The 12271-nt window shown below is 60.4% G+C and carries 13 protein-coding genes; 9 read left to right on the top strand and 4 right to left on the bottom strand.

What is annotated here, in order from left to right:
* Window positions 1–31: 31 nt before the first annotated feature.
* From ACFQY0_RS14630 to ACFQY0_RS14615, 4 genes are all read left to right on the top strand, one after another.
* Window positions 32–472 (top strand): GAF domain-containing protein, encoded by a 441-nt coding sequence (locus tag ACFQY0_RS14630; RefSeq protein WP_379713737.1) that lies wholly within the window; start codon window positions 32–34, stop codon window positions 470–472.
* 73 nt (window positions 473–545) lie between these two features.
* The gene (locus ACFQY0_RS14625) at window positions 546–1010 is read left to right on the top strand and encodes a Jag family protein (protein WP_379713735.1); all 465 of its coding nucleotides are present in this window, start codon (window positions 546–548) and stop codon (window positions 1008–1010) included.
* Window positions 1007–1477: a DoxX family protein gene (locus tag ACFQY0_RS14620; RefSeq protein ID WP_379713733.1), complete on the top strand. Its 471-nt coding sequence runs from the start codon at window positions 1007–1009 to the stop codon at window positions 1475–1477. Before ACFQY0_RS14625 ends, ACFQY0_RS14620 begins: the two co-directional genes overlap by 4 nt.
* On the top strand, window positions 1477–1824 hold the full coding sequence (locus ACFQY0_RS14615) for an acyl-CoA thioesterase (RefSeq protein WP_379713731.1): 348 nt from the start codon (window positions 1477–1479) through the stop codon (window positions 1822–1824). The genes ACFQY0_RS14620 and ACFQY0_RS14615 overlap by 1 nt, the downstream gene beginning before the upstream one ends.
* Before the next feature lie 22 nt (window positions 1825–1846).
* Here ACFQY0_RS14615 and ACFQY0_RS14610 read toward each other — a convergent pair whose 3' ends face one another.
* Window positions 1847–2275 (bottom strand): hypothetical protein, encoded by a 429-nt coding sequence (locus tag ACFQY0_RS14610; protein WP_379713729.1) that lies wholly within the window; start codon window positions 2273–2275, stop codon window positions 1847–1849.
* A 154-nt stretch (window positions 2276–2429) separates the two neighbouring features.
* Here ACFQY0_RS14610 and ACFQY0_RS14605 point away from each other — a divergent pair, with 154 nt between their 5' ends.
* Together ACFQY0_RS14605 and ACFQY0_RS14600 are read left to right on the top strand one after the other, a co-directional pair.
* A complete protein-coding gene (locus tag ACFQY0_RS14605) occupies window positions 2430–4064 on the top strand; it encodes an NAD(P)/FAD-dependent oxidoreductase (protein WP_379713727.1) in 1635 nt (544 codons plus the stop codon).
* A 136-nt stretch (window positions 4065–4200) separates the two neighbouring features.
* Window positions 4201–4407: a hypothetical protein gene (locus tag ACFQY0_RS14600; RefSeq protein ID WP_379713725.1), complete on the top strand. Its 207-nt coding sequence runs from the start codon at window positions 4201–4203 to the stop codon at window positions 4405–4407.
* Between the two features lie 56 nt (window positions 4408–4463).
* On the opposite strand, the gene murI is transcribed toward ACFQY0_RS14600, so the two are convergent.
* Window positions 4464–5261, bottom strand: a complete 798-nt coding sequence (gene murI, locus ACFQY0_RS14595; RefSeq protein WP_379713723.1) for a glutamate racemase — start codon at window positions 5259–5261, stop codon at window positions 4464–4466.
* 115 nt (window positions 5262–5376) lie between these two features.
* Between murI and ACFQY0_RS14590 the strand changes: the two genes are divergently transcribed.
* Window positions 5377–6675, top strand: a complete 1299-nt coding sequence (locus ACFQY0_RS14590; protein WP_379713721.1) for an NAD(P)/FAD-dependent oxidoreductase — start codon at window positions 5377–5379, stop codon at window positions 6673–6675.
* 102 nt (window positions 6676–6777) lie between these two features.
* On the opposite strand, the gene ACFQY0_RS14585 is transcribed toward ACFQY0_RS14590, so the two are convergent.
* A complete protein-coding gene (locus ACFQY0_RS14585) occupies window positions 6778–9483 on the bottom strand; it encodes a helicase-related protein (protein WP_379713719.1) in 2706 nt (901 codons plus the stop codon).
* A gap of 142 nt (window positions 9484–9625) precedes the next feature.
* Between ACFQY0_RS14585 and ACFQY0_RS14580 the strand changes: the two genes are divergently transcribed.
* A complete protein-coding gene (locus tag ACFQY0_RS14580) occupies window positions 9626–10759 on the top strand; it encodes a HupE/UreJ family protein (protein ID WP_379713717.1) in 1134 nt (377 codons plus the stop codon).
* 48 nt (window positions 10760–10807) lie between these two features.
* Here the strand turns inward: ACFQY0_RS14580 and ACFQY0_RS14575 are convergent, their stop codons facing one another.
* Complete coding sequence (locus ACFQY0_RS14575) at window positions 10808–11068, bottom strand: hypothetical protein (RefSeq protein ID WP_379713715.1); 261 nt, start codon at window positions 11066–11068, stop codon at window positions 10808–10810.
* A gap of 144 nt (window positions 11069–11212) precedes the next feature.
* On the opposite strand from ACFQY0_RS14575, the gene ACFQY0_RS14570 reads away from it, so the two are divergent.
* A complete protein-coding gene (locus ACFQY0_RS14570) occupies window positions 11213–12175 on the top strand; it encodes a ThuA domain-containing protein (RefSeq protein ID WP_379713713.1) in 963 nt (320 codons plus the stop codon).
* Window positions 12176–12271: the final 96 nt, after the last annotated feature.

Genomic DNA, 12271 nt, shown 5'->3' with positions numbered 1-12271 from the left:
TTGCAGGGCGAGTCACGTGCTTGAAGTGGGCATGACGAGGGAGCTTACATCGGGGTTGGGTTCGGCAGACTGGTTGTCGGCTTTGCTGGCGGACTTTGATTGTCAGACGGGCACGCTGCATCGCGCGGATGGCGAGTGGCTGGACCTGGTGGTGGCGCAGGGGGTTCCTGATCAGCTGATGCCGATGATCACGCGGATTCCATTTGGCAAGGGGATCGCAGGAGCCGCGGCCGCGACTCGTGAGCCGGTCGAGCTGTGCAACCTGCAGCAGGATCTTGGGGGCGTGGCGAAAGAGGGAGCGCGACAAACCAAGGTCGCGGGTTCTCTGGCGGTGCCGGTATTTTCAAGCAATGGCGAGGTGGTGCTGGGAACGCTCGGGATTGGAAAAGTGGTGCCCTATGATTTTTCCGATGCGGAAAAAGAACGCCTGGCGGAGGTGGCTTGTGAGGTGGCGCGTGCTTGGGAGGCATGATGGAAGGTGAGCGCTTGAGCCGCGCGTCATTTCCAACGATTGACCGATGCGGTGCGGCTGTTAGCGTGGGGCCATGAAACCGGCGGAAGCTGCCAAGAAAATCCTCGATACGATGCTCGGGCATCTGGGATTCATGGTAAACATCGAACTCCATGAGGACGAGGAAGGTTCGTGCCTTCAGATCCTCACGAGCGAGAGTAAGTATCTCATCGGCAAAGATGGAGAACGGCTTGACGACCTCCAGTACCTGGTGAACCGCGTGCTCAAAAGGCATTTCCCGAAGGCGCCAAGAGTGCGCGTGGACTGCGAGCACTACCGCGCCATCCAGGAAGATCATCTCGTGGAGGAAGTCCACGCGCTGGCGGAGCGGGTGAAGGCGTCCGGCAAGCCGTTGAAGATGCGCCCGCTCAATGCCTACTATCGCCGGCTGGTGCACAACGCGCTGGTTGATCTGCCCGAGGTGGAGAGTGTCTCTCCCGGCGGTGATGATCGACTCAAGCAAATCACCATCCGGATGAAGAAAGCCAAACAATCATGAAGAAGTTCCTTTTCGACTGCGGCACGCGCGACTCGATCGCCTCCGCCGGGCTGTTAGTTTTGCGCATCGGTTTCGGCCTGATGATGCTGGTCGGTCACGGCTGGGGGAAGATCGCGAAGTTCGAACAGGCCAAGGATTCCTGGCCGAAGCCGGATCTGCCGCTGCTCTCTCTGATGTCGTCCCCGGTCAGCATGTTGGTGACGATCTTTGCGGAAGTTGGCTGCGCGGGCTTGTTGATTCTCGGGCTGATGACCCGCCCGGCGGCGTTCATCTTTGCCTTCACGATGCTCGTGGCCGCATTCCAGATTCACGGCGGCGATCCCTTCTTCATGGCGGGTGGTGCGTCCAAGGAGCCCGCGCTGCTCTATGCCATTCCGTGCATCGCTCTGATCATCTCAGGCGCGGGCAGGTGGTCGGCAGATGCACTGCTCTACAAAGAGAAGAAACGGCGTTTCTTTGCTGACTGATGGAGACGCAGCGACTGGTCTTGCCGGAGGATCTCAACCACCTGGGCTTTCTGTTCGGTGGGCGACTGCTGGCGTGGGTCGATGAGGCGTGCTGGATTGCCGCATCGCTGGATTTTCCTCACTGTCAGTTCGTGACCGTAGGAATGGACAAGGTGGAGTTCCACCATTCGGTGCGTGAGGGCGCGATCCTATCGATCCGCTGTGAAATGGAACGCGAGGGCAAAACCTCGGTCACCTATCGGGTGGAAGTGATCGATCGACGTAGCCCCGGATCGCCACCGATTTTCGGCACCCAAGTGACCTACGTGAGCGTCGATGATGCGGGGAAGAAGAGCGCGATTCGCTGAACCTGCCTCTTAGGTCGCGTTTTTAGAAGACCTGCTTCCAGCCGCCGCTGACTCGCTCAAGATCATAGACCCAGGTCGGTGGCGGGTTCTCCGAGGAGTTTTTGCTCGGACCGACCATGACCATGATGCGCTGGGCGCCGCTTGGGCCTCGGGGAAGTCGTTTGATGCGGACGGGTGTGTTGGGGTCGCCGACGCGTGTCAGCCACTCGCCATCTTCGGGATTGCTGTTTCTTACCCAGGCTTTCGAGTCGCCGGAATTGAAGATGGGCAGCGTTTCGGCGAGGGTCAACAGGTCGGTGGAGTTGGCATTCCGGATCGGTTTGGCATCGGGAATGAAAGGAGCCTCCATGCCGGTGTAAGGGACAGTGGATGGCGAGGAACTGCAGCTCACGAGAGCAAGTGTCGCGAACCCGGCAAGGACGATGGCTTTGAAAAGCTGGAGAGAAATCATGAGGTTTCCGTGGGTTTAGGGCTTCGAGACGATTTTTCGAGCCAAAAGAAGGGTTTCCGCAGCATCGACCTTACTGTCGATGGGCCTCCCCAGCGCCTCCCCAGCAAAACGCCAGTCCATCCTACCCCGGCAAGATCCATCGACAATAAGGTCGATGCTCCGGAAGGTGGGAATCGGCTTTGCCAGTGGGCAGGGCTTTGCGCATGCTGGCGGCGTGGAAACGGTCGATATCGTACTGCCGCTTGAGGCATCGGAAGATGTGGGTGAGTGGGAGAAGGCGGCAGCGAAGAAGCTGGGCGTGGCAAAAGTGTGCGAAGTGCGCTTGCTGAAGCATTCGATCGATGCCCGGCAGAGGAAAGTGAAGGTGCAGCTGCGCCTGGAGGTTGGGCTGGATGCACCGCTTCCGGAGGCGGTGGAGCCGAGCTGGGAAGCACCACCTTTGCCAAAGAATGCGAAGACGGTGGTGATCGTTGGCTGCGGGCCGGCGGGGATGTTTGCGGCGCTGAGCTGCCTGGAAATGGGGATGAAGCCGGTCGTGCTGGAACGCGGCAAGGACGCGAGTGCGCGTCGCTTCGATCTGGCGCCGATCCTGCGCCAGGGGACGGTGATCGAGGACTCGAACTACTGTTTTGGCGAAGGCGGCGCGGGAACCTTTTCCGATGGAAAGCTCTACACGCGGGCAACGAAGCGGGGGCCTGTTAGGAAAGTGTATGAGACGCTTGTGGCACACGGTGCCCCGCCGAGAATCATGGTCGATGCGCATCCGCACATCGGCTCGAACCTTTTGCCGAACGTGGTGAAGGCGATGCGCGAATCGATTTTGAAAGCCGGAGGAGAGGTACACTTTCAGGCGAAGGTCAGCGGCTTTGTTAGAGAGGGGCATGCGATGCGCGGGGTGGTGACGGCCGATGGGCGCGAGTTCGTCGGCGATGCGGTGATTCTGGCGACGGGGCACAGCGCGCGAGACATCTATCAGCTGCTTCAGAAGGAAGGCATCCTGATGGAGCAGAAGGCCTTTGCTGTGGGGGTGCGAATCGAGCATCCACAGCCCTTCATTGATGCGCAGCAGTATCACCTGGCGAAAGGCGAAGAACGCCCGCGCCTGTTGCCGGCGGCGAAGTATGGTGTGGCGACGAAGATCGATGGACGCGGCGTGCACTCGTTCTGCATGTGTCCGGGTGGCTGGATCGTGCCGGCGGCGACGGAGAATGATGAAGTCGTGGTGAATGGGATGAGCCTATCACGTCGCGACTCGCCGTTCGCGAATTCGGGGTTGGTGGTGACGGTGGAGCCGGAGGACACGGAGCGTTTCAAGAAGGAGCACGGCGTGCTGGCGGGGATCGCTTATCAGAAGGATCTGGAGGTAAAGGCGAAGAAGGCGGGCGGCGGAGGTCAGGTCGCGCCGGGCCAGCGGGTGGCGGACTTTTTGCGGGCGAGAGTGTCGCAGGACTTGCCGGAGATGAGCTATTTCCCCGGAGGAAAGTCGTCGCCGCTGCATGAGATCATGCCACGTGGGGTGGTCAGTCGGATGAAGGACGGACTGCGATTGTTTGACCGGAAGATTCGAGGTTATGCCGGAGCGGATGCCTTGCTGTTAGGTTTTGAAACACGGACGAGCTCGCCGGTGCGGGTGCCGAGGGATGAGACGCTGCAGCATCCGGAGGTGAAGGGACTCTATCCCTGCGGGGAAGGTGCGGGTTACGCGGGAGGGATTGTGAGCGCGGCGCTGGATGGAATGAAGGTGGCGGAGGCGGTGGCGGCGAAGTGCCGAGTGATCAGTGATCAGTGATCAGTGATCAGTGATCAGTGAGCAGTGAGCAGTGAGCAGTGCAAGGCTGCGGGGGGGTGGGGTAACTGCCTTTCAGGGCCTTGGCCCATTTGAGGAATGGCTGGAGTGCCCTTGGATTTGTGGGTAGAAAGCGAGCATGAGACCTATTGGAGTCCTTTTTCTCGTCGTCGGCGATTGGGTGTTTTCAGCGAGGAAGTTGGGAGGCAACAAAGCTGAAGGAAAGCCGGAAGAACTCACCAAATGTGCGACTTGTCATGAGGACTATGAGGACACGGGCTTCGTGAGCGAGAAGACGGTGGACTTGCTGAGCAGCTTTGTGAATGGAGGTGGGTTGAGCGACTGAAAGCCGCCTTTCCATCCTATGGCGCCTGGGAGAAGTCGCCACTCCTATTGCGACTCTTACAGGATCGCGCGGCGGATTTTTCCGGGGGGGCGGGAGAGGAAGCGCTTGGCGAGGGCTTCGAATTGCTCGGAGAGGTCGGTTAGGTGGATCTGGAGGGATCCGTCCTTTTTCGACGCGTTGAGCAGGTCGAGTTTGGTGAGCCGAGCTTTCAGGTCCTCGGCGCAGGTGGTGGCGGAGTCGACGAGTCGAATCTCGGCGGGGAGGAAGCTCTTCAGTTTGGGAATGAGCAGCGGGTAGTGCGTGCAGGCGAGCAGCAGGGCATCGATGCCCTTTTCGACCATCGGGTCGAGATAGGTGTGAAGGACGGAGTCGGTAGCGGGGTGATCGAGCCAGTCCTCTTCGATGAGTGGGACGAGCAAGGGGGCGGCTTGATCGTGGATGAGGATGCCGGTTTTTTTTAGCGCGAGCGCGTGCTGATAGGCGTGGGAGCGGATCGTGCCACGGGTGGCGATGATGCCGACCCGGTCGGTCGCAGGATCGGAAAGGGCAGCTTTCACGCCCGACTCGATGACGCCGACGATCGGAATCTTGTATTTCCGACGGAGGGTCGGCAGCGCGTGGGCGGTGGCGGTGTTGCAGGCGATAACGATCGCTTTGACGCCGTGGGAAATGAGGAACTCGACGTCCTGGGCGGCGAATTCACGAATGGTTTGCGGGCTTTTCGAGCCGTAGGGAACGCGCGCGGTATCGCCGAGATAGATGATGTTCTCGTGGGGGAGGAGCTGCTGGGCGGCTCGGACGACGGTGAGGCCGCCGACGCCGGAATCGAAAAAGCCCAGAGGTGCGCTGCGCATGTGTCCGACAGTCCCGATTCATGTGACAGGAGGCCAGAGAAAAGATTGCGAAAGCACGCCGCATTGATCGGATTTCGTCTTTTCGTTCCGGGTGATCGTGGGTAGGTAGGCGGCAGTGAAGGCGGGATTTGAGATCGCGATTGTGGGGGCGGGGCCTGCGGGCTGCACGCTGGCATCGTTGTTGAGGCTCAGGGGATTTGACGTGCTGGTCTTCGATGATGACAAGCGGCCGTCGCTGCTGGTGGGTGAGTCGCTTTTACCAACGGTGGTGGATCTGATGCGCCGCCTTGGGATCGAGGACCGGGTAAAGAAATTCTCAACCTGCAAACCGGGCGTGGCCTTCGTCCATCGCGGAGGGCTCCGTCTGGATTTTTTCTTTCCGGAAAAGACGCTCGGGAAGACTCCGAACTATTCCTACAACATCCCGCGGCCGGAATACGACAATCTGCTGAGGACGCGCGCAGAGGAGTTGGGCGTCACTTTCGTGAAACGCCGCGCGGCCGTGGAGAAGGGCGATGGCGAGCGGGAGATCCGTCTGACCCGGGAGTGCCTCGAGGCGACGCCGGAGCTGGGAGGAAGGCAGCCGAAGCTGCTGGTGGATTCCACCGGTCGGGCGCGGGTGTTTGCCCGCGAACTGGGGATCACTTCGAAAAGGGGCGGGCGGAATGACGTCGCCTACTTCGCCCACTACGAGAATTTCGATGCCGAGAGTTCGAAGGACGGACAGGTGGTCATTTCCGTGCAGGAACACGGCTGGTCGTGGCGGATTCCGCTGCCGGGCCGGGTGTCGGTAGGCATGGTTCTGCACAAGGATGTGGCGAAGAAGCATGGCGCGACGCCCGAAGAACGACTGGAGTCCTTGATCGAGTCCGAGCCGATTCTACGCCAGGCGGGAAAAGGACGGAAGCGGGTGAGCGAGGTGATGACCTACACGAACTACCAGCTGATCTCCGATCGTGGTCATGGGCCGGGCTGGGTGGCGGCGGGGGATTCGTATGGATTCGTCGACCCGATGCTTTCACCCGGTCTGTTCATGGCGATGTATATGGCAGACTTGTTAGACCAAGTGGTTTTCTCGGCGGGTCGGAAGGTGCTGGATCGACCCGAGGCATTGGCCAGGGGATTCGCGAAGGTCGAAAAGGAGATGCTCGATTGGCATGAGGCTTGGGCGAACATCATTGAGTATTTCTATGATGGCCGGATTTTCTCGATGTATGAAGGGGGTTCGAAGATGAGCGAGCTTTACGGGAAATACGCCTTGCCACACTTGATGGAGAGACACATGACCCGGCATATCACGCGGATGGTCTCAGGAGTGAGCACGCGCAGTCGCTATGGACGCGGCCTGGTCGCTTTTGGGGCCAAGCACCTGTTGTGGGAGACCGAGCCGCCGGAGTACTATGCGGTGAGGTAGGGGTTCGAATTTCCAATGCTCAATGTTCCCATGCCAAAACTTGCTGGGTTGGACGAGTTGGGGTGGCTGATTGAGAATACTTTGGGAAAGCCGTGCCACTTCCTAGGTCCGCCAGATGAGGCGCAGGGAGTCGAGACGGAGGCGCGGGGATTTGAGGGCTGTTAGGGTTTCCTTGAGGGTGGCTTCGAGGGCGGTGACCTCGGAATCGTTGACTTGCGGGTTGCGCTTGGCGAGCTCCTTGAGGCGGGTGATCTCGGCGGTGATCGATTTTTTGGCGAGGGCTCGGGCGGCTTTGCTGCTCGGTTCGGCCTGGACTTTGGCAAGCTCCTCGGTGCGCTCGAGGAGCTTCGGCAGGAGGTCCTGACGGAAAGTCGGCTGCGAGATCAGGCGGCGGGCGTCGCCCTGCTGGAGCGGAGTCGGCTTGGGCTTGTCACTGAGATCGTTTCCAGAGTGATCGACGAGCACGCGGATGGTGGTCGGCGGTAGGAATCGGTCGACGTGAAGGCGGTTTGGCGCGAGGACTTCCAGAACAAAGCAGCACTCTAACAAAATGGCTTTTCCTTTGCCGGTTTCCCAACGGGCGAAGGAGGCGTTGCCGTATTCGGAGCTGAGAAGGTGGTCGATGGCGCCGAGCAGCATCGGGTGGTCGGCGCTGATGAAGGTGAGATCTTCACGGGAGAGCGCGGTTTCTCGGTCGAAGGTGACGGAGAGTCCGTCGTCCGGGATTTCCGAAAAGGCTTCGCTGAGGCGGTGACTGCGCTTGAAGATGTAGGAGCGCAGGGAGAGATCGGAGACGTTGAGGCCGAGGCGATCAAAGAGGCGGACGGTAAAGCGTTCGAAGGCGGGGTCGTGGTCGGCTTTCTCGATCGTCTCTAACAGGGCGGCGGCTTTCTCGGGTTTCGGTGCGCCGAGCTCTAGCAGTCGGTCGTGACCGGTGGCGAGGTCGTGGATGACCTGGGCGCTGAGTTCACGGGATTTCTTGAGAAAGGCGTCGAAGGCGGCGCTGTCCTCGGGGTCGAGCGCATCGAGTCCGGGAAGGAGCTCGGCAGCGAGAGTGGTGGCACCCTTGAGCGGGTGGGTGAAGGCATCGATGCCTTCATGCAGCCAGCGGGCCTGAAGCTCGGAGCCGCTGCCGACGCCGTAAGGGACGTGGATGTGGATGGTGCCGGTCTGGCCGATGCGGTCGAGGCGGCCGATGCGTTGCTCGAGTAGCTCGGGGTCGCGTGGCAGGCCGAAGAGGACGAGGTGGCGGGCGAACTGGAAGTTGCGGCCTTCGCTGCCGATCTCCGAGCAGATCAGAATGCGCGCGCCGTCCGGTTCGGCGAAGTAGGCGGCGTTGCGGTCGCGTTCGAGCAGCGAGAGATCCTCGTGGAAGAGCGCGCAGTCGAGGTGGATCTCCTCGAGCAGCTTTTCCTTGGTGCCGATGGCGGCGTCGGGCGAACCGGTGATGAGCAGGATTTTCTCATCCTCTGGCAGGCTGCGGATGAGTTCGGCAAGCCAGCTGTAGGGAGAGCTGCCGGGTTCGAGCGGGTGCAGATGCGGGAGACGCTCGGGGAAGCCGGTGAGCTGCTCGCGGGTGTTGCGGAAGAGCACGCGGCCGGTGCCGAAAGTGTCGATAAGCTCGGCGATGAGATGGCTGCGCGCAGCTTCCTGACCGAGTTTGACTTTTCCGAGCAAGGCGGAGGCACGCTCGGATTTGTCGGCGAAACTTTTGATGTCGTCGGGAAGCTCACCATTCTGCAAGGCCTCCACGGCGGCGGCGAGCGGTGCGTAGGACTCGGCTTCAGCCAGGAAGGCATCGAGGTCCCCGTAGCGATCGGGATCGAGCAGGCGGAGCCGGGCGAAATGGCCGGCGGGCCCGAGCTGTTGGGGCGTGGCTGTTAGAAGAAGCAGGCTGGGGATGATCGAGGCGAACGACTCGACGAGTTGGTACTCGGCGGAGCTTTCTTCGGGCGACCATTCGAGGTGGTGGGCTTCATCGACGATCAACAGGTCGAAGCCAGCTTCGCGGGCTTGCGCGGCGCGGTCCGGATTGTCGGTGAAAAAGGATGTGGCGCAGAGGAGGAGTTGCGAGTCGAGGAATGGGTTGCCGTCGGGATCGTTGGCATCGATCGAGACGCAGCGCGCTTCATCGAAGAGCGCGAAGAGCAGGTTGAAGCGGCGCAGGAGCTCGACGAACCACTGATGGACGAGCGGCTCGGGGACGAGGATGAGAATGCGCTCGGCGCGTCCGGTGAGGTGGAGGCGGTGGAGGATGAGGCAGGCTTCGATGGTCTTTCCGAGGCCGACTTCATCGGCGAGCAGGACGCGCGGGTGGAGGCGGTTGGCCGTTTCGGCGACGATGGCGAGCTGGTGCGGGATCAGGTCGATGCGCGCGCCGGTAAAGCCGCGGGCATCCGACTGGCGGAGGCGGGAGTTCCATTCAAGGGCGTTCAGACGCAGGTCGAAGTCGCGCGGATCATCGCACATGCCGGCGAGCAGACGGTCGCTCGGTGAACTGAAGGTCAGGGTGTCTAACAGGCATGACTCCGGGATTTCGATGCCTTCGCCGTGGTAGGTGAGCGTTTGGTCCTCTGCCTCGGTGACTTTGGTGACCTTGAATTCCTTTCCTTCAGCGTTGGCAATCGTGTCGCCTGGCTTGAAACGGACACGGATGAGAGGGGCGGTATCGAGGGCGTAGAGGCGGGTTTCCTCGGCGGCTGGAAAGTGGATTTCGACGCGGTTGAACTCGGTGGTGAGGACGATTCCAAGGCCGAGAGAGGTTTCGGAGGTGGAAATCCAGCGTTGTCCGGGTGCGGGTGACTGCATGTGGGGGTGGCTGTAACCGAGAACCGGGAATCGTGAACATGAAATTCCATCTCGAGATGCCAAAATCAATGGATGGTATTTGTCCCCTCAGCGGGTAGTGGTGGAGGAAATGAAGGGAACGGCTCGGAGGATCTGCATGTTGATGCTGGGAATTCTGGGCCTCTGGGGGGTGGTCGATGGGCACACGATGAAGCAGGTGCGCGCGGTGATTTCGAGCGACGGCGCGAGCTGGGATGCCACGGTCTGGTTCGAAGCCTGGGCGCTTTATCCCGACCATGGTCCGGCGCTTGGGGACGGGGTGCCGGGCCACCCGGACCGCTGGGGAACGGTGTGGGTCTCGACGCTGAATGCGGCGGATCACGCACAGATGCGAGACTTCGGGGAAGAGTATGTTAGGGACTGCTTTGTCCTCAATCTGGCGGAAGAACGCATGGATTTCGATTGCTCGTTTCCGGATTATCAGGGCGGGGAGACGCCCGAGCTGGTCGAAAATGGGGACGGCAACGCCTTGATCAGGATCGATCTGAAGGGACGCTTTCCCGACGGGGCGGAAGGTCCGCTGGAATTGGTTTGGCAGGATGAGTTCCTGCATCCGCTGGCCGTTCAGGTGCGCTTGGCCAAGACGGGTGAAAAGCTGCGAACGCGGCTGATGCGGATCGCGGCGAATGAGGATCCCGTCGAGTTGATGGTGCTCGAAGCATCGGGAGAGGTGGCCGAGGGAGAGGAGTCATCTTTGTGGAGCTGGATCGTCGCCGGCTTTGAGCACATCCTGCCGAAGGGACTCGATCATATTCTTTTCATCCTGGGGCTTTTCCTGCTTCAGCCGAAAGCGCGACCGCTGCTCTGGCAGACAAGTGCTTTCACGGTCGCCCACTCGATGACCCTGGCTCTGGTGGTGCTGGGGTTCCTGACGGTGCCAGCGAAATTCGTCGAGTCGATGATCGCGTTGAGCATTGCGTATGTCGGCATCGAGAATCTCTGGGTCAAGGAGTTGAAGCCGTGGCGCGTGAGCGTGGTTTTCGCTCTCGGGCTCCTCCACGGGATGGGTTTCGCATCGGTGATGAAAGAGCTGCGGCTGCCGGAAGGAGAAGTGCTGAAGCCACTGCTGGCCTTCAATCTCGGAGTGGAAGCGGGCCAGGTGACGGTGCTTGGCTTGGCTTTCCTGATCTGCTTTTTGTTCCTGAAAAAAGAGGGCTTCCAAGTATTTCGAAAAGGGGCGTCGGCGCTGATCGCTGTGACCGGCCTCTACTGGGCGGTGGAGCGCTTGATGGGCTGAAGTCTAGTGGCCATCCGCGGCGGACCGAACGCCCTTATTCAGCCTCGCTCAGTGGCGGCGATGACCGTGAGGCGGGTAGTAGGGACGCGGGGGACGCGGCTTGTGATAGGGGCGACCATAGTAGTAGTGGTTGTCGTTATTGTTGGCGACAGCAGCACCGACAAGTGCCGCAGCGGCAGCCCCTGCGACAGCGACTCCGGGATCAACGGATTGAACCGGGTTGCCGTAGGCGTCGTAGGTCGTCATGCAGGAAGTCGCGAGCGCTGGGATGAGCGTGAGAGCGGCGAGTTTGCTGAAATGGGATTTCATCGGTTTCTGGATCAAGTTCACCCCATAATGACGCATCTAACCGGGGATTATTCAATGGGGCTCGTGAGAAACCGGGTGTTTTTCTGAAAAATGTCCGTTTCTGGATTGGAAGGGTTGGCGAAATTCGCCGTATCCTTCGGTCCAATGATGAAACGAATTGCCTCAATTCTCGCCATGACAGCCCTGATGTCCGTGCCGGCAGCCTGTGAAGAAGCGGCACCGAAGAAGATCGTCTTCATCGCGGGGGCCAAGAGTCACGCATCAGGTGACCACGAATTCCGCGCCGGCTGCATGCTTCTGGCCAAAGCCCTCAATGAGCAGAGTGGGCTCCCGGTGAAGGCCGAAGTCGTCGGGCCGAACTGGGGCAAGGATAAGTCGGTGATGGATGGCGTGGATGGCGTGGTCGTTTACTGCGATGCTTCGAGCGCTATCAAGAACGACATGGAGTACCTCGATGGGCTTGCGAAGAAGGGCGTTGGGCTGATGTTCATGCACTACGCCGTGCACCCGACGGCTGAGGTTGGGGAAAAATACTACCGCCCGTGGATGGGTGCCGCGATGGAGGATAACTTCTCGGTGAACCCCCACTGGCTTGCCGAACTCAAGGTGATGCCCGGTCATCCGATTTCGGAAGGCGTGCCGGAGAAATTCGAGAGCTTTGATGAGTTTTACTACAACATGCGCTTCATCGAGGATCGTGAGAAGGTGCTCGATTTGGTGACGGCCACTCCGACACGCGAGAGGATGCGCCGCTACATCAACATGTGGAACTGGCATGGTGCCGAGGGCATGGATTCTCCGCAGTCCCTGATGTGGGGGTACGAGCGAGAAGATGGCGGACGGGGCGTGGGCTTCACCGGTGGCCATTATCACTGCAATTGGGGATTGGATGGATTCCGTACCGTCGTGCTCAACGCGATTGTCTGGTGCGCGGGCATGGAAGTGCCGGAAGGCGGCGTGAAGTCCGAGAAGGTGACGGAAGACCAGCTCAACGAGAATTTGGATGACTATGGAGATAAGATGGTGCGCGTGAAGCTCCCGGATCTGGAAGCCGTTCGCAAAATGCCAGCGGCAAAGATCGATCAAAAGCGCGAGCAACGGCGCTGAGCATGAGACCTTGGCGATGGTGGACCAGGATCCCCCGCCACCAGGGCGATGGGACACGCGAATAGGATCGGCAGGATGGGGATTTGAGTTTCTCTT

It is taken from the genome of Haloferula chungangensis, from assembly GCF_042664875.1.
GTDB classification, from domain to species: Bacteria; Verrucomicrobiota; Verrucomicrobiia; order Verrucomicrobiales; family Akkermansiaceae; genus Haloferula; species Haloferula chungangensis.
Note: the sequence above shows the minus strand (reverse complement) of the source record. Positions and strands in the feature narration are given on the sequence as shown.